Below are 16,592 nucleotides of genomic sequence, written 5' to 3'. Positions count from 1 at the left end.
AAAATCAATGTTATTTTCTTAAGTTTTCAATAAAGTCAACAACGGCACTATGGGAAACAACATGGTGTTTGAAATGCTTTCGTATCAAAACGCGTTCCTTGTCGTTGGCTTCAAACTGATTGATGATATTGTTTAGATGCATTTTCATGTGTCCTTCCTGAATTCCCGTTGTTGTCAGGGAACGCAAAGCGGCAAAATTTTGAGCTAAACCGGCAACGGCCACGATCTGCATTAATTCCTTGGCGGATGGTTTTTTCAGCATTTCTAATGAGAATTTCACTAAAGGATGTAAGGATGTTAGTCCGCCAACTGTGCCTAAAGCTAAAGGAATTTCCAGCCAAAACGTAAAAATGCCATTCTCAATTTTTGCATGTGACAAACTGGAATATTTTCCTTTTCGAGAAGCATAAGCGTGAATTCCCGCTTCGACAGCGCGGAAATCATTTCCCGTAGCAAGAACCACGGCATCGATTCCGTTCATGATTCCTTTGTTGTGGGTTACGGCACGATAAGGTTCGACCTCGGCGATTTGAACGGCTTGAACGAATTTCTCTGCAAATTCTTGCGGATTTGAAATATGTTTCTCTTTTAACTCTTCAATCGGGCAGGAAACTTCAGCTCGAACAATACAATTAGGAACATAATTGGACAGAATACTCATCACAACTTGAATGTCCTTTTCAGTTTCTGAAAATAATTCATAAATGGAAGCTTCTTCTTTTAATGTTTTGGCAAATTGCTCCAAACAAGAATTAATAAAATTCGCACCCATACTGTCTTTGGTTTCAAAAGTAGCATGAAGTTGGTAATAATTGGGAAGCAAATCGGTTTTGTCGTTTAAAACAATATCGAGAATTCCGCCACCACGTTTTTGCATATTTTTGGTAATGCTTTCCGTTTCGGTAAAAAAGACAGCTTTGGTTTGAGCAAAAAACAAGTTGAGTTTTGATACATCACCGTTATAAATAAAGTGGACTTGACCAATTTTTTCGGTATTAATAACTGTAGCTTTAAATCCGCCACGAGTAGACCAGAATTTAGCCGTTTTTGATGCCGCAGCAACTACAGAACTCTCTTCAATAGCCATGGGAATAGCGCTGTATTTGCCGTTAATTAAGAAATTTGGAGCAACTCCTAACGGAATATAGAAATTGGTGATTGTGTTTTCGATGAATTCATCGTGTAGTTGTTGTGTTTTTTCGTCCGAATTCCAATAGTTTTTGAGCAATGCGATTGCTTCTGTTGGTGTGGAAAAGTATTCGTTGGCAATCCAGTTTATTTTTTCTTCTTTGGATAATTTAGAAAATCCCGTTACTGCATTATTCATTCTCAATAGATTATGTGATGTTGAGTCGCAAAGATACGGTTTTAGCTCTTTTATTTGGTCTGAATTGTATTCATTAAGTCGTTGTTTTTTATATTACTTTTTACATTTAACATATAAAATAGCCATTAATTGTAATTTTTTCACTAAAATTGACGGTTTTTATCTTTAAATCTATAGTATGAGTTTCAGTAGAGTTACAGTCTTACTTTTATTTGTGTGTTTTACTGTTTTTGGACAGCAAAAAATCACAGTTGATGAAATTTTTAATGGCACTTTTCGTGCTAAAGGAATGGATGAATTGCAGTCTATGAAGTTGACGAATCAATATTCAGTTTTGAATTTTGATCAAGCCTCCAAAAGCATGCAAATTGATTTATATGATTTTGCTACCTTGAAAAAAATTGCTGTTTTAATCGACACCAAAAATCATAAGGAATTGCCTGTGATTGACAGTTACACATTTGATTCCTCTGAAAAAATGATTTTGTTGGCTTGCAATACCAATCAAATTTTCCGTCATTCTTTTACAGCGGATTATTATTTATATAACATTGCAACCAAACAATTAAAGAAATTGTTTGATTTTCAGGTGCAGGAGCCAACTTTTTCGCCTGATGGAAAAAAGATAGCTTACGCTAAAGAAAACAACTTATATGTATACGATTTAGCTTCCAATCAATCGGCTCCAATTACTAGTGACGGAAAGAAAAATGCGATTATAAACGGGATTACGGATTGGGTTTATGAAGAAGAATTTGCATTTGTAAAAGCATTTGACTGGAGTGCTGACAGTAAAAAATTGGCTTACATTCGTTTTGACGAAAGTCAGGTTCCGGAATTTTCTATGTCAATCTTTCACAAAGATTTGTACCCAACTGTTGAAACATTCAAATACCCAAAAGCAGGGGAAAAAAACTCATTGGTTTCGTTACATATTTATGATGTAACTGCCAACGCAACCAAAGAAGTTAATTTAGGAAACTACAATGATTTTTATATTGCAAGAATGAAATGGACAAACAACTCTAATGTATTGTCAGCGCAGGTATTGAATCGTCATCAGGATAATTTAGATATATTGTTTATTGATGGAAATTCAGGAACTGCAAAAGTGGTTTTAAATGAAAGAGATAAGGCGTATGTGGATGTAACCGATAATTTAACTTTTCTGAAAGACAATAGTTTTATTTGGACCAGTGAGAAAGACGGTTTCAACCATATTTATTTATATGATAAAAATGGAAAACTGAAAAAACAAGTTACCAAAGGAAAATGGGAAGTGACTAATTATTATGGATTTGACGAAAAAACCAATACTGTTTTTTATCAATCAGTCGAGAATGGTTCTATCAACAGAGATGTTTATAGAATAGGTCTTGACGGAAAAAATAAAGTGCGTTTGTCTGCTAATGTTGGAACAAACGGAGCTACTTTCAGTCCCAATTTCCAATATTATATCAATACATTTTCTAGCGCATCTCAACCAGCGACTTATACATTGAATGAGGCTAAAAGCGGAAAACAAGTTCAGGTTATCGAAGACAATGAAGCATTAGCCTCAAAACTGAAAGGATATAATTTGCCTTCAAAAGAGTTTTTTGTTTTAAAAACAGAAAAAGGGAATGAGCTAAACGCTTGGATGATTAAGCCAAAAGATTTTGATGCAACAAAAAAATATCCTGTTTTTATGTTTCAGTATTCCGGTCCAGGTTCACAACAGGTAAATAATGATTGGAATGATTCTAATGATTATTGGTTTATGATGCTTGCCCAACAAGGCTATATTGTGGCTTGTGTTGATGGTCGCGGAACGGGTTTTAAAGGTGCCGATTTTAAAAAAATTACCCAAAAACAATTGGGGAAATACGAACTGGAAGATCAGATTGATGCAGCGAAAGTTTTTGGAAGCTATGCTTATGTTGATAACTCAAGGATTGGTATTTTTGGATGGAGTTTTGGCGGATATATGTCGTCAAACTGTCTTTTCAGAGGAAATGATATTTTCAAAATGGCTATTGCCGTTGCTCCGGTAACAAATTGGAGATTTTATGACAGTATTTATACCGAAAGATACATGCAAACGCCACAGGAAAACGCTAGTGGATATGATGAAAATTCCCCAATAAATCATGTAGAAAAACTTAAAGGGAAGTTTTTGTTGATACACGGTTCTGCAGATGATAATGTGCATGTGCAAAATTCCATGCAAATGATGGAAGCCCTGATTCAGTCCAACAAACAATTTGATTCTCAAATCTATCCTGATAAAAACCACGGAATTTATGGTGGTAAAACCAGAATCCAATTGTATAATAAAATTACTAACTTTATTAAAGTAAATTTATAACACCACTTTATGACAAACGACTCATCGAATAAAAAAGAATTTTTTGGACATCCAAGAGCACTTTTTATATTGTTTTTTACCGAAATGTGGGAACGCTTCTCCTTTTATGGAATGAAAGCCTTGTTGATTTTTTATCTGACAAAATACCATTTGTTTTCGGATACTTCAGGGAATTTACTGATTGGAAGCTACGCTGCTTTGGTGTATGCAGTACCCGTTTTAGGTGGTTTTATTGCGGATCGCTATCTGGGATTTAGAAAAGCGATTGTTTTTGGAGGTATAATGCTTGTGTTAGGTCATTTAGGAATGGCTTATGAAGGGAATGCCGCCACACAATCCATGACTGGCGAGATTACACGAGACGAAACCGCCTTGCAAATATTTTATTTTTCATTATCCTTAATAATTGTCGGAGTTGGTTTTCTAAAAGCCAATATCTCTTCATTAGTTGGAGAATTGTATGAAACGGGTGATAAAAGAAGGGATTCTGGATTCACTTTGTTTTATATGGGAATCAACTTAGGTTCCTTTTTGGCTACGCTAATTTGTGTTTGGCTGGGAGAAACGTACGGTTGGAGTTATGGTTTTGGTGCAGCTGGAGTCGGAATGTTTTTTGGATTGGTGACTTTTATTTCCGGTAGAAAATTATTGATGGGAAAGGGCGAAACAAATAACGCCTCATTCTTAGAGAAAAAATCGTTTGGACTTAAAAATGAATGGTTAATTTATATGGGAAGCGTATTGTCAACATTGTTGTTTTGGCAAATGGTTCAAAATCATGATGCGGTTTCATGGGCTTTAAAAATTGCAGGTGGTATTTCCTTTATTTATATTGTTTACTATGCTATCACACAGTTAGACGGAAAAGCACGTCATCAATTGATTGCTTTAACCATTCTGATTGTATTTACAATTGTGTTCTGGGCATTGTTTGAACAGGCTTATACCTCTATGAATTTATTTGCTGACAGGATTTTAGACCGAACTATATTTGGTTATGAAGTTTCTGCCGGACAGTTCTTAAGTTTTAATGCCTTATTTATAATTTTGCTAGCTCCAGTTTTTGCTTGGATATGGCCAAAATTAGGAAAATACAACCCGAATACAGCGGTAAAATTTGCTTTAGCATTAGCTTTAGTTGGTTTAGGTTTTGGAGCTTTAGTTATGGGAATAAATCTTTCTGGCGCAGGAAAAGTAGCGGCAATATGGCTAATATTAGCTTATTTTTTGCATACCTGTGGAGAATTGAGTTTGTCACCAGTAGGACTTTCTGCAGTGACTAAATTATCCCCGGCAAAAATCGTTGGGTTCATGATGGGCGTTTGGTTTTTGGCAACAGCCAGTTCCGAATTTATTGCTTCCATTTTAGCTAATATTGCTTCTGTTGATACTTCAAATGGTACAGCACCAGATTTGAACTTAGCAAAACAGAGTTACTTAGTGCTTTTTGAATATTTATTTTATACAGGACTTGGTTTCGGATTACTACTATTAGTACTTTCTCCAATAATCAAAAAATTAATGCACGGAGTAGATAAAGAATTAAATAATTAATAATATGAGTGAAAATACTACAGATCAATTTTTTAAAAGTACCGTTTTAGGGCATCCAGCGGGATTATTCGTTTTATTCTTCACAGAGATGTGGGAGCGATTCTCATTCTACGGAATGCGTTCATTATTAATATTATTCTTAACGACGTCCCTTACGGACGGCGGTTGGGAATGGAGTCGAGAAAATGCTTCGGCTTTATTTGGTTCTTATGTTGGTCTGGTTTATTTATCAACGATGCTAGGGGGATATTTTGCTGATAAAGTGATTGGTTTTCGATGGGCAGTTGTTGTAGGTGCAATTTTAATGACGCTGGGACACGCTTCTATGGCAGTTGAAACGGAATTCTCCATTTATTTGGGATTGATTTTATTAGTTTTTGGAAATGGTTTTTTCAAACCAAACATGACTTCGATCGTATCTGAAATGTATAAAGACCGTCCGGAGAAAAAGGATGGAGCTTATACTTTATTTTATATGGGAGTAAATGCAGGAGCTTTCTTCGGAATATTACTTTGTGGCTACTTAGGAGAAAAAGTGGGATGGAGTTATGGTTTTGGTCTTGCTGGAATTTTTATGTTCTTTGGAATGTTACAGTTTTGGTTGTCTCAAAATATTTTTGGCGACATTGGTTTAAAACCAAACAAAGAAAGCAAAGCAAAAGCAGAGGCTTTAGATACGGATAAAAGAAATCCTTTTTCGCCAATACAGTTAGCAGCAATTGCATTTTCATCATTAATAGCTTTATTGTGGCTTATAAATGACCCAGCTTCCAAAATATCTGGAGGGAAAGTAAATATTTTTTCATTTCTTGGAGAAAAGGGTAATTCTATTGCTATAGTTTCAGCGCTGGTTGTATTTATTATATTGTTAATTTATAGATTCACCCAATATTCTAAAATTACTAAAGAAAAATTAATAGCAGTTACATTCTTCGCGTTTCTGACTATTTTCTTTTGGGCCATTTTCGAACAATCGCCAAACAGTTTAACCATTTTTGCGAATGATTATACGGATCGAGTTTTAACAGGTAATTGGAGTGTGGTGTTTTTAGTGATGAATTCATTGATTACTATTTTGCCATTAGTGATTATCACTTGGGTATTGATTTTATTATTCAAACAAACTTTTAAATTTTATGCTATTGCAAATATGATATTAAGTGTAAGTTTTATCATTATCTGGGCAATAGCAATATGGATGTTGGCCAAAGATTATTACACCGCGGGATATTTATCATTGTCAGATGATACATTGCAGGCTTTAAAAATTGATAAAGTAACCACTGCATTGACCGAAGTTCCGGCAACTTGGTTCTCTACCTTAAATTCATTGTTTATTATTTCATTAGCACCATTGTTTTCTAAATGGTGGGAAAGTAAATACAATCCTTCTGCCAATTTAAAATACGGAATTGGTATGGGATTATTGGCCCTTGGTATGGCTTGTGTTGCTTTTGGTGCAAGTGGTATTGAGGCTGGAGCAAAAACAGCTTCGGTTAGCATGATTTGGTTGATTCTAGTGTATCTTTTCCATACCATGGCCGAACTGTGTATCTCGCCGGTAGGTTTGTCTTATGTGAGTAAATTAGTTCCTGCAAGAATGATTGCATTTATGTTTGGAGTTTGGTATCTTGCAGTGGCAATTGGGATGAAAGGAGCAGGTATGTTTGGGGAAAATATTGATAAAATCGCCAACGAGCATGGATTGAGTTATTTCTTCTGGATGTTAGCAATAATATCAATTGTAGTTGCGTTGTTCTCTATTTTGATGGGGCCTGTAATTAAGAAATTAATGCATGGTGTTCGATAAATTTTAGGCATTGTTTTTGATTTTAAATTTTAAATTAAAATATATGAAAAAGATACTACTACTTACGATGTTGGTTTTTGGATGTTTCGCCATGCAAGCACAAGAGCTAAAATGGCACACCGATGTTAAGGAAGCAATTGCCATAGGTAATAAAGAGAAAAAACCTTTGTTGATGTTTTTCACAGGAAGCGATTGGTGTGGATGGTGCATAAGACTACAAAAAGAAGTTTTAAAAACCCCTGAGTTTGAAAAATGGGCAAAGGCAAATGTGATTCTGGTAGAGTTAGATTATCCAAGGAGAACGCCTCAAACGCCTGAAATTAAAGCACAAAACAGTGAGTTGCAGCAAGCTTTTTCAATCCAAGGTTTTCCAACAATTTGTTTCGCCAATGGAACCAATAAAGACGGAAAAGTCAATTTTGAAGGTTTAGGAACTACAGGATATGTTGCTGGAGGTCCTGCGGCTTGGCTCGAAGTGGCAAATGGAATTCTGAAAAAGAAATAGTTTTTAATCCAATTTATAGAATCCCTTTTCACCAGTTGCGTGAAAAGGGATTTTTTGTTTCATACAAGTCGCCTTCCATAATTTCTGAATTGTTTTATAGTTCGATGCATCAGCGAGAACTATTCTGGGTTTTACAGTCTGAAATAGTCGCTCCAGATTTATTTTTGGAGATTGTGTCAGTAGCAAAATATCTGGCTTTGTATTTTTTGGGTACATCCCCAAACTATCCAAAATCAGAATTTTTCTTCCGTTGAAAAAGGCAATGTTTTGAATTCTTTTTTTTGTTTTTAACTTACTGAAATTACCAACCAGATAAGAGTTTAGTATGGTGTTTTTTCTGGAAATTTTTAAAATGCTGTCATTTGCGTATAAACTGACATCATTGCCATTCCGCTCCGTAATCAGCGTATTTCTTTTCAAATTGAATATAACCAATTCTTGTTGGTTTTGAACGCTGTATCGAGTATGCAAAAATGATATTTGCATTATGATAATGGTAATTAAGACTAGGGTCAATTTATTAAAATTTGGTTTTTTAAACCAAATTATTAATGCAATGAGGAACAAGTAACTACTAGTTAAAAGTGAATAATTAAAGGAGATGTTATGGATTATAAATTGTTCCAGGGACGCAATCGAATTTATTATTTTATTTAAATAATAGATGCTCCATTCCAAAGGTTTGGCAAGAAAACTAGGTACATAACCGAATGCTGCCAAAACCATAACCAAAACGCCCAAAACCATGATAATACTAAGTAGCGGTATAATTACTAAATTAGTCACGAAGAACAATCCGGGGAATTGATGGAAGTAATAAATGCTTAAAGGTAAAGTGCCAATTTGTGCCGCAAAGGAAACCGTCAGAATATCCCAAATGTATTTTGCAATCTTATTTTTTGGTAACCAAAGGGATGCTAAAAGAGGTTGCAGCCAAATAATAAAAAATAAAGCAATATAGCTTAATTGAAATCCAACATCAAATAGAAAGGAAGGTTCGAAAAGTAATATGATCAAAACGGAAACCAGCAAAGTATGATAAATGTTATCACCTCTTCGCAAATGATTTCCAATGGCAACAAACGAAAACATAGTGACAGAACGCACGACGGATGGCGCCAGACCGGCAATTACTCCGAAAATAAACAATGAGGCGAGAATAATTAATAGCTTGATAAAGGAGCCTCTTTTTGTGTTGGGTAAAGGTTTTAGAATAAACGTTACAAAAAGCAATATAAATCCAATATGCAATCCTGAAACCGACAATATATGTACAGCGCCAGCGTACTGATAATCCCGAATAATTTCAGGAGAAATATCTTGTTGCTGACCCAAAATTAGAGCAATAGCGACATTTAATTCTGTTTTATTAAATTTGCTTTTCTCTAAGTTGTCAATGATTTTAGATCTTAATTTGGACGTATAATACCAAATATTCTTCTCCATTTTAGTGCTTATTCGAATTTCGTCGGCGTCAGCATACAGTTGTGCAAAGATTTGTTTGTTTTCGAGATATTTACTGTAGTCAAATTGGTTAGGATTATTTGGAGGATTGTTTTCCTGCAAAGTACTTCTGATTTGTAAAATAGTGCCTATCTCAAATTTATGGTTTAAGCTGTCTTTATGAACATTCAGGATTACTCTGCCTGAACTTTTCGAATGGTCCACACGGTTTACAGTAGCTATATAACGGTCATTAAAATTAGAACTTTTTAATTTTTCTCGAAGCGTTATGGTAAGTAGGTGGGGTTTTTCAAAAATGGAGTTGTAATGGATGTAATTATTTTTTTGGTAATAATCATTATGTGTAATTTGTGTGGTAATGCCAATAAAAAAGGAAAGTAAACCAGTGGCGAAACCAAAATATAAAGGGCGAATGAGATTTTTTCCTGATAAGAAATAGGTAATTGCCAAGGCTAAAAAAGAAATTGCTAGTAAAGAAAATACGGTTTGTGGATTGGGCTTTAAGTAAAAAGCCGCAATTATGCCTAGAACAAAACCGAATGTTATTCTCGCTAAAGGGAATTGTAGCACTTTCATGTTTCTAAAGTACAATATTTTTAGTAAGAAATAACCTTGTATTTTTTAAAAATAATTTGGGGGCTTTAATTTATGATTAGTTATTTGTTATAAAATTCTATTTAGCTGAGCAAATGTTCTCTGATAATAAGGCTCTTTTGTTGAGGAAATAATCACTCCTTTTGAGGTCGAGGCATGTATGAATTTTATTTCGTCATCATTGACTTCAATCACCATTCCTACATGATTGATTTTAGATTTACTATTCGTTTTAAAAAAGATTAAATCACCTTTTTTAGCTTCTTCTCGATATCGATTTACAATTGTTCCTAATTTTGATTGTTCGTAAGAGGAGCGGGGAAGAGTTATGTTGTAGGAGCTAAAGATAGAGCATATTAAACCAGAACAGTCAAAACCAGCATTTGTAGTGCCTGCATATTTATATTGAACTCCGATATGTTCTGTGGCGGTATCGATTAATTCTTCAATCAATCGGCTTGTTTTTCTTTTTTCTGATTTAGTGAGATTTTCTTTTTTCGAAGTAATAATTGCAGATGTTGGTTTGCAGGCAGTAAAAAAGAGAAGTATTAAAAAAATATATAGTAAATATTTCAAAAGATTTAATTTTTTGTAAAATTCAAAGAGTTAATAAACTGCCGAAATTACTGTAAATCAGCAACAATCAATTTTGCTGTTTTTTCACTCGCACCAATTCCGCCAAGTTTCTCTTCTAATAACTCATATTCTTTTAAAATAGTACTTCGATGATGGGATTCCAGTATTTTTTTTAATTCCTCTCGAATGCGTTTCGTAGAACAGTCTTCCTGAATTAATTCCGTTACCACTTCTTTATCCATGATCAAATTGACTAAAGAAATATATTTAAGTGTTACAATACGTTTAGCAATTTGGTAAGAGGCCCAGCTGCCTTTATAGCACACAACTTCCGGAACTTTGAAAAGTGCTGTTTCTAATGTCGCCGTACCTGAAGTAACTAACGCGGCAGTCGAATTTTGCAACAAATCATAGGTTTTATTCGATATAAACTTTATGTTTTCATTTGAAATGAAATTTTCATAAAATGAATATTCTTGACTTGGCGCGCCAGCAATCACAAATTGATAATCCGGAAAATCATTCACCACGCTAAGCATCACCGATAACATTTTTGTAATTTCTTGTTGTCGGCTACCCGGCAAAAGAGCGATGATGGGTTTTTCGTTTAATTGATTTTCTTTTCTAAAAACTGTAGCGTCTATTGGCGTTTGGTTATGAATGGCGTCAATCAACGGATGGCCAACAAATTCAACAGGAAAATGATGTTTATCTTCGTAAAAACTTTTTTCGAAAGGCAAAATCACATACATTTTATCGATGTCACGTTTGATTTCGGTGATTCGGCTTTCTTTCCAGGCCCAGATTTGCGGAGAAATATAGTAGTGGTTTTTGAAGCCACATTCTTTTGACCATTTTGCAATTCGTAAATTGAAACCAGGATAATCTATAAAAATAATTACATCAGGTTGAAAGCTTGTGATGTCATTTTTACATATTTTGATGTTATTCAAAATAGTTTTCAAATTAAAAATCACTTCCACAAAGCCCATAAAAGCCAATGCGCGGTAATGTTTTACCAACGTTCCACCAACATTTTGCATTAGATCGCCACCCCAAAACCGAATGTCAGCATGAGGATCTTCTTGGTAAAGTGCTTTCATCAAATTGGAACCATGTAAATCGCCTGAAGCCTCTCCTGCTATGATGTAGTATTTCATGTTTTATGTTGTGTTTGGAGTCCTTAATTTTACAATAGTGGATCTCAAATCAGAATTATTTTTAACTAAATAAAGGTATAAATTATCACTTTTCCTAAACAAACAAAGAGACAAGTGTCAGAATTATAACTGCTAAAACGACACCACGTGCCATTAGTTCTTTATTTAATTTTAGTAAAATTGCAAAAGCTACCAAATCAAGTATGGATCCGAGTGTGATTAATTTACCCAGTTTTCCCTCAAATTTCATAACCTGTACGCCACCCAAAAAGGTGTAATCAGTAAAAAAAGTGATAAAAATGAAGCTTCCAAGTATTGAAGCTAAAATACCTATTATGAATCCAGTTAACAAATCTATTTTATTCATTCCAATTCCAGGTATTAAGTTGTTGAGTGGCATGATGCGCTGTTAAATCAAACTGCACAGGAACAACAGAAATATATCCGTTTTTCAATGCCCATTCATCAGTGTCTTCTCCATGGTCTTGGTTTACAAATTCTCCGGTAAGCCAATAATAATCTCTGCCTTGCGGGGTTTTACGTTTGTCGAATTTTTCCATCCAAATGGCTTTAGCCTGACGGCAAATTTTGATTCCCTGGATGTCTTTTTCTTTCAATTTTGGAAAATTTACATTCAAAACGACTCCTTCAGGCAGTTTGTTTTCAAGAACTTCCAATGTGATTTTTCGGATAAAAGGCTTTATGTCTTCAAAATTTGCATTCCAGTCAAAATCTAATAATGAAAATCCAATGGCTTGAATTCCTTCTATGCCAGCTTCAATAGCAGCGCTCATGGTTCCGGAGTAGATGACATTTATAGAAGAGTTAGAACCGTGATTAACACCAGATACGCACAAATCAGGTTTTCTTTTCAGAATTTCACTGACAGCAAATTTCACGCAATCCACAGGAGTGCCAGAGCAACTGTATTCTGTAATTAGTTCGCCTTCTTTTGAAATTTTATTTAAATATAATGTGTCGTTTATGGTAATTCCGTGACCAGTAGCGCTTTGTGGCGAGTCAGGCGCGACAACGATTACTTCTCCTATTTCTGCCATAACGGCTATTAATGCCCTAAGTCCCGGAGCAGAAATGCCATCGTCATTTGTAACTAATATTAAAGGTTTGGAGTGTTTTGTCATTTTATGTTTTCAAGAAAGGATTTCTAATTAAATATTTAAAGAACAAATGTAGTCACACAAAACCGTATTTTATAAACAAAGAATATAAAATTTAGTAACTTGATTTCTTAAACCCAAAACAAAAAAACAAATTTTATATCTTTAACAAAAAATTATGCAGCGCTTGTTAACGTTGGCATGGTTTTTACCGTAATTTAGGCTAAAAATTGATGAATACTATTATTGACTATATGAAAAGAAATTATAAACTACTTCTTATTGTTGCGTGTGTTTCGATATCGCTATTTGCGTTCAAAATTAATGCATCAAAAGATACAGATCCCGAAAAAGATAAATTGCTTTTAGAGCTTTTAACCTTTGTAATCCAAAGAGAACATTACAATCCTGCAACTATAGATGACACCTTTTCTAAAGGTATTTATAAAGATTATATAGAGGCTTTAGATCCTTCTAAACGATTTTTCTTGCAATCGGATATTGATGAGTTTTCAAAATATGAAACTCAGCTAGATGATCAAATATTAAATAAAGATTTAACTTTTTTCGATATTACCTATGATCGTTTAATGAATAGAATGGAGGAAAGTAAAGGAATCTATAAAGACATTTTGAGTCATCCTTTTGACTATAATGTTGATGAGAGTTTTAATACGGACTATGAAAAAGCACCTTACGCAAAGGATAGTAAGGAACTTACAGATAAATGGCGTAAGCAAATTAAATTGTCGACGCTTTCTTCAATAACGGATCGTTTAAAAATCCAAGAAAACAAAAAGAATGGGATTGTTGTAGCTAAAGATTCTTCGAATGTTTTAGGACAAGAAGAGAAGCTTAAACTTGACGTAGTTAATCCGCAAAAAGATAAAACTGCTTTAGCTTCAGACAATGATAAACCAAAAACAATTGAACAACTAGAAAAAGAAACTAGAGAAAGTGCCGTAAAATCATTAGATGAATATTTTGGTTTTATGAATGATTTAGATAGAAATGATTGGTTCTCTGTGTATATTAATTCTATTACAGCTCGTTTTGATCCACATACTAATTACTTTGCTCCTGAAGAAAAAGAGCGTTTTGACGTAAGTATCAGTGGAAAATTAGAAGGGATTGGAGCGCGTCTTCAAAAGAAAAATGATTTTACTGAAATTTCAGAACTTATTTCTGGCGGACCGGCTTGGAGAGGAAAACAACTTGAGGCGGGAGATTTAGTAATGAAAGTGGCCCAAGGAAATGAAGAAGCGGTAGATGTTGTTGGGATGCGTCTTGATGATGTTGTTAAAAAAATTAAAGGACCTAAAGGGACTGAAGTACGTCTTACCGTGAAAAAAGTAGATGGGACAATTAAAATTATTTCTATAACCAGAGATATTGTAGAAATTGAAGAGACCTACGCTAAATCAAGCGTTGTTAATAAAAACGGATTGAAATACGGAGTTATTTACCTTCCAAAGTTTTATATTGATTTTGAAAATAAAGATGGTAGAGATGCCGGAAAAGATATTGCTAAGGAAGTGGAACGTTTAAAAGCAGCCGGAGTAAACGGTATTGTATTAGATGTTCGTGATGACGGTGGCGGATCATTATCTACTGTTGTTGATATTGCTGGATTATTTATTGAACAAGGTCCAATAGTGCAAATTAAATCAGCAGGAAAGAAAAAAGAAGTCTTATATGATAGAGACAAAAAAATTGAATGGGACGGTCCACTAGTAATCATGGTAAACAGTTTTTCAGCTTCAGCCTCTGAGATTTTGGCAGCTGCAATTCAAGATTATAAAAGAGGGATTATCATTGGAAGTAAGCAAACGTATGGTAAAGGAACGGTGCAAAATGTAAGAGATTTAAATCAATTTGTCCGTAATAGTGCCGTTGGAGATTTAGGTGCAATAAAAACAACCACTCAAAAATTCTACAGAATAAATGGGGGTTCAACACAACTTGAAGGAGTAAGCAGTGATATTGTTATGCCGGATAGATATGCTTATTTGAAAATGGGTGAGCGTGATGTTGACAATGCTATGCCTTGGGACAAAATTGACCCCGCTGCCTATACTGTTTGGAACAAAAACGCTAATTTTAATCAGGCAATTGCGAACAGTAAAAAAAGAATTGCACAAAGTTCCCAATTTCAATTGATTGAGGAAAATGCAAAATGGATAGACAGCAGAAGTGCCGATAATATCTATAGTTTGAATTTGGATAAATTTAAAATTGCTCAAAATGCAATTGAAGAAAAAGCGAAAAAGTACAAACCGCTTTCCACTTATAAAAACACCCTTAAGTTCACTTCATTGCCTTATGAAATTGACGAGGTTAATAAGGATCTAACTTTAAAAGAGAAAAGAGACAGATGGCATGAAGCTCTAGCAAAGGATATTTATGTGGAAGAAGCATTAAATGTTTTAGATGATTTGCAATCAAAAAGTATTGTAAAGAAAGTTATTCCCGCTAAATTAAAAAAAGGGAAACTAGCTAAATCATAATCCGATATGTTTTAATTAACATGTAAATCTTAAATACTAAAAAGCGCCTCAGAAAAAGTAAAATTTTTTTGAAGCGCTTTTTTAGTATGGAGTATAGTATTCTTTTTTAGATTGTAAATCTTTAATTATATGTTTGTGATTCCTCTGATAAGCCAATAATATGATTTCGTGGTTTATCTTGATCACAGGGATAGATTTTTCCCAAATAGTGAATTAAAAGCTGGGGTCGTAATTAGCCCTGATAGCAATGGAAAGCTTTTGAGGGCACGTTTATTAGTTTTTATATTTTTTCAAAGCGACCAAAGGAAGCTCTTGAAAAAATAAATAAAAACTATAACGAGGCGAAAAACTTGAAATGAATAGCAGGATTTAGCTCCTGATACTTAATTCGGTTTACCATTCATTGACTTTATTGGCGTCCATTTTTATAAAAATAAACAATAAGATAGTGAATCCCCAAAGTCCGGAACCTCCATAAGAAAAGAAAGGAAGAGGGACACCTATGGTTGGGAAAATGCCCACGACCATAGCAATATTCACAAAGAAATGAATGAATAGAATTCCAGCTACACAATAGCCATAGACTCTGCTGAATTTGGTTTTTTGCCTTTCAGCAAGGTATATTATTCTTAGAAATAAGCCGGCAAAAAGTCCAATAACTGCCAGTGAACCTATAAATCCCCATTCTTCGCCTACTGTTGTAAATATATAGTCGGTGTGTTGTTCCGGGACAAAACCTCCTTTAGTTTGAGTGCCTTCAAGAAATCCTTTTCCAAACCATCCGCCTGATCCAATTGCAATTTCAGATTGATTTGTATTATAGCCAATCCCTTTCAAGTCTACACTTTTACCTAATAAAATATTAAAACGATCTCTATGGTGTTGTTTAAAAACATTTTCAAAAACATAATTTACTGATAAAACAAAGCCTGACATCAGAACAAAAAGAATGCTGCTCAATAGTATATTTCGATCCCCTAATCTAGATTTGAAATGGACAATAATTAGTACTAATAGCGCAATTAAGATTACATATTGTGGTTGCAATATTAATGTTAATACAAATAATAAAATGGTAATGAAACCGGTCCAGACATACCAAGATGGAAGGCCTTCTCGATATAATACGATAATAAAGATGCTGTATATTAAGGCGCTTCCGGGGTCAGGTTGAGGTAAAATAAGCATGACCGGCAATAAAACGATGGCTAATGCCTGGATTTGCCGATTAACATCCTTTAAATTAATTTGACTGTCACTTAAATATTTGGCTAATGCCAATGCCGTAGCTGCCTTTGCAAATTCAGAAGGTTGAAGTGTAAAACTTCCAATGCCATACCAACAGCGTTGTCCCGCAATTGTCTTACCAAAAACAAATAAACCGGCTAACGATAATAGAGAGATTCCAAAAATGATACTGGCATACTTTTCATAAAATTTCCCGTCTACTGACAGAACTATAAATATTAAAGGAATTGTCAATACAATAAAGATAAGCTGCTTCTCAGAAGTTCCTTCCATAGAGGACAAGGATGAAGAGTAAATGTTTAACCATCCCATTATTACTAAAGCAATATAGATGATTACACAGATCCAATCAAGATTGTTCTTTACACTTTGGTTTTTCATT

At 34.3% G+C, this 16,592-nt stretch carries 12 protein-coding genes; 5 read left to right on the top strand and 7 right to left on the bottom strand.

All coding sequences use genetic code 11. From position 1 onward, the window contains the following. Nucleotides 1-10: 10 nt before the first annotated feature. A complete protein-coding gene (locus ACFX5E_RS08560) occupies nt 11-1,327 on the bottom strand; it encodes a hydroxymethylglutaryl-CoA reductase, degradative (RefSeq protein ID WP_379854784.1) in 1,317 nt (438 codons plus the stop codon). A gap of 178 nt (nt 1,328-1,505) precedes the next feature. Between ACFX5E_RS08560 and ACFX5E_RS08555 the strand changes: the two genes are divergently transcribed. From ACFX5E_RS08555 to ACFX5E_RS08540, 4 genes are read left to right on the top strand one after another with little or no spacing between them, the layout of a single operon-like run. After that, nucleotides 1,506-3,674: a S9 family peptidase gene (locus ACFX5E_RS08555; RefSeq protein ID WP_379854783.1), complete on the top strand. Its 2,169-nt coding sequence runs from the start codon at nt 1,506-1,508 to the stop codon at nt 3,672-3,674. A gap of 9 nt (nt 3,675-3,683) precedes the next feature. After that, nucleotides 3,684-5,228, top strand: a complete 1,545-nt coding sequence (locus ACFX5E_RS08550) for a peptide MFS transporter (protein WP_379854782.1) — start codon at nt 3,684-3,686, stop codon at nt 5,226-5,228. Between the two features lie 4 nt (nt 5,229-5,232). Beyond that, entirely contained in the window at nt 5,233-7,038 is a 1,806-nt protein-coding gene (locus ACFX5E_RS08545; RefSeq protein ID WP_379854781.1) for a peptide MFS transporter, read from the top strand. Nucleotides 7,039-7,081: 43 nt separating this feature from the next. Continuing rightward, the gene (locus ACFX5E_RS08540) at nt 7,082-7,543 is read left to right on the top strand and encodes a thioredoxin family protein (protein WP_379854780.1); all 462 of its coding nucleotides are present in this window, start codon (nt 7,082-7,084) and stop codon (nt 7,541-7,543) included. Between the two features lie 3 nt (nt 7,544-7,546). On the opposite strand, the gene ACFX5E_RS08535 is transcribed toward ACFX5E_RS08540, so the two are convergent. From ACFX5E_RS08535 to surE, 5 genes are all read right to left on the bottom strand, one after another. Continuing rightward, on the bottom strand, nt 7,547-9,583 hold the full coding sequence (locus ACFX5E_RS08535) for a ComEC/Rec2 family competence protein (protein ID WP_379854778.1): 2,037 nt from the start codon (nt 9,581-9,583) through the stop codon (nt 7,547-7,549). 87 nt (nt 9,584-9,670) lie between these two features. Beyond that, on the bottom strand, nt 9,671-10,177 hold the full coding sequence (locus tag ACFX5E_RS08530; protein WP_379854777.1) for a C40 family peptidase: 507 nt from the start codon (nt 10,175-10,177) through the stop codon (nt 9,671-9,673). Nucleotides 10,178-10,224: 47 nt separating this feature from the next. Then, on the bottom strand, nt 10,225-11,337 hold the full coding sequence (lpxB, locus tag ACFX5E_RS08525) for a lipid-A-disaccharide synthase (protein ID WP_379854776.1): 1,113 nt from the start codon (nt 11,335-11,337) through the stop codon (nt 10,225-10,227). Between the two features lie 94 nt (nt 11,338-11,431). Beyond that, on the bottom strand, nt 11,432-11,704 hold the full coding sequence (locus tag ACFX5E_RS08520; RefSeq protein ID WP_379854775.1) for a hypothetical protein: 273 nt from the start codon (nt 11,702-11,704) through the stop codon (nt 11,432-11,434). After that, nucleotides 11,697-12,479: a 5'/3'-nucleotidase SurE gene (gene surE / locus ACFX5E_RS08515; protein ID WP_379854774.1), complete on the bottom strand. Its 783-nt coding sequence runs from the start codon at nt 12,477-12,479 to the stop codon at nt 11,697-11,699. Before surE ends, ACFX5E_RS08520 begins: the two co-directional genes overlap by 8 nt. Nucleotides 12,480-12,688: 209 nt before the next feature. Here surE and ACFX5E_RS08510 point away from each other — a divergent pair, with 209 nt between their 5' ends. Beyond that, nucleotides 12,689-14,962, top strand: coding sequence for a carboxy terminal-processing peptidase (locus ACFX5E_RS08510; protein ID WP_379854773.1), 2,274 nt, complete (start codon nt 12,689-12,691; stop codon nt 14,960-14,962). Between the two features lie 393 nt (nt 14,963-15,355). On the opposite strand, the gene rodA is transcribed toward ACFX5E_RS08510, so the two are convergent. Next, the gene (gene rodA / locus ACFX5E_RS08505; RefSeq protein WP_379854772.1) at nt 15,356-16,591 is read right to left on the bottom strand and encodes a rod shape-determining protein RodA; all 1,236 of its coding nucleotides are present in this window, start codon (nt 16,589-16,591) and stop codon (nt 15,356-15,358) included. Between the last annotated feature and the right edge of the window lies 1 nt (nt 16,592).

Origin of the sequence: Flavobacterium xylosi, assembly GCF_042787345.1 — a bacterium.
GTDB lineage: Bacteria > Bacteroidota > Bacteroidia > Flavobacteriales > Flavobacteriaceae > Flavobacterium > Flavobacterium xylosi.
This window is presented reverse-complemented; position numbering and strand designations above follow the sequence as displayed.

Bases quoted from the DNA above. Each gene is read 5' to 3' on its own strand.
- ACFX5E_RS08535 (WP_379854778.1), bottom strand. From the start codon at position 9,583: ATGAAAGTGCTACAATTCCCTTTAGCGAGAATAACATTCGGTTTTGTT.
- surE (WP_379854774.1), bottom strand. From the start codon at position 12,479: ATGACAAAACACTCCAAACCTTTAATATTAGTTACAAATGACGATGGC.
- ACFX5E_RS08560 (WP_379854784.1), bottom strand. From the start codon at position 1,327: ATGAATAATGCAGTAACGGGATTTTCTAAATTATCCAAAGAAGAAAAA.
- ACFX5E_RS08555 (WP_379854783.1), top strand. From the start codon at position 1,506: ATGAGTTTCAGTAGAGTTACAGTCTTACTTTTATTTGTGTGTTTTACT.
- ACFX5E_RS08550 (WP_379854782.1), top strand. From the start codon at position 3,684: ATGACAAACGACTCATCGAATAAAAAAGAATTTTTTGGACATCCAAGA.
- lpxB (WP_379854776.1), bottom strand. From the start codon at position 11,337: ATGAAATACTACATCATAGCAGGAGAGGCTTCAGGCGATTTACATGGT.
- ACFX5E_RS08510 (WP_379854773.1), top strand. From the start codon at position 12,689: ATGAATACTATTATTGACTATATGAAAAGAAATTATAAACTACTTCTT.
- ACFX5E_RS08540 (WP_379854780.1), top strand. From the start codon at position 7,082: ATGAAAAAGATACTACTACTTACGATGTTGGTTTTTGGATGTTTCGCC.
- ACFX5E_RS08520 (WP_379854775.1), bottom strand. From the start codon at position 11,704: ATGAATAAAATAGATTTGTTAACTGGATTCATAATAGGTATTTTAGCT.
- rodA (WP_379854772.1), bottom strand. From the start codon at position 16,591: ATGAAAAACCAAAGTGTAAAGAACAATCTTGATTGGATCTGTGTAATC.
- ACFX5E_RS08545 (WP_379854781.1), top strand. From the start codon at position 5,233: ATGAGTGAAAATACTACAGATCAATTTTTTAAAAGTACCGTTTTAGGG.